Source organism: Vibrio sp. 704, assembly GCF_033339295.1.
On the sequence record NZ_JAWOUH010000934.1, the window covers coordinates 1 to 537 of the forward strand.

A 537-nucleotide genomic window follows, 5' to 3' on the forward strand; every position below is an offset into this window, starting at 1 on the left:
TGCGCCATTTTTTGAGCCACGCCAGACAGCATTAAAATTGGCTTACCCAACTCATCATTCGAGACGGTAAAATCATGAAAAGTTACGCCTTGTGCAATTCCTGTACCTAGCGCTTTCGATGCTGCCTCTTTAGCGGCAAAACGCTTAGCAAGATAACGCCCTTGCTGCTTAAGTTGCGAAAACTTTGCCATTTCATCCTCAGAGAGAATACGTCGAGCAAAAGGTTCACCACTGCGGCCTAGCGCTTTCTCTATACGCTCGATTTCAGCAATGTCGGTTCCTAAACCTAAAATAGCCATTCGCAGAACCTAGTTATTTGCGTGCCGCGATCATCAGTGCTTTCATCTCTGCCACTGACTTTTCTAGGCCATCAAACACTGCACGTCCAATGATAGAGTGACCAATGTTCAACTCGTAAATTTCTGGTAGCGCAGCAATTGGTGCTACGTTGTGGTAAGTCAGACCGTGGCCAGCGTTCACAATAATACAAAGGTCATAAGCGTAGCTTGCACCCGCAGCAATCTTCTTCAATTGTGC

Annotated in this window: 2 protein-coding genes; both read right to left on the minus strand. The window is 46.4% G+C overall.

Annotation, left to right across the window (positions count from 1 at the left end; all coding sequences use genetic code 11):
* Nucleotides 1-299: holo-ACP synthase (gene acpS / locus R7R24_RS29960; RefSeq protein ID WP_318120622.1), on the minus strand; the 299-nt coding region annotated here is incomplete at its 3' end.
* A 13-nt stretch (nt 300-312) separates the two neighbouring features.
* Nucleotides 313-537: pyridoxine 5'-phosphate synthase (locus R7R24_RS29965; protein ID WP_318120623.1), on the minus strand; the 225-nt coding region annotated here is incomplete at its 5' end.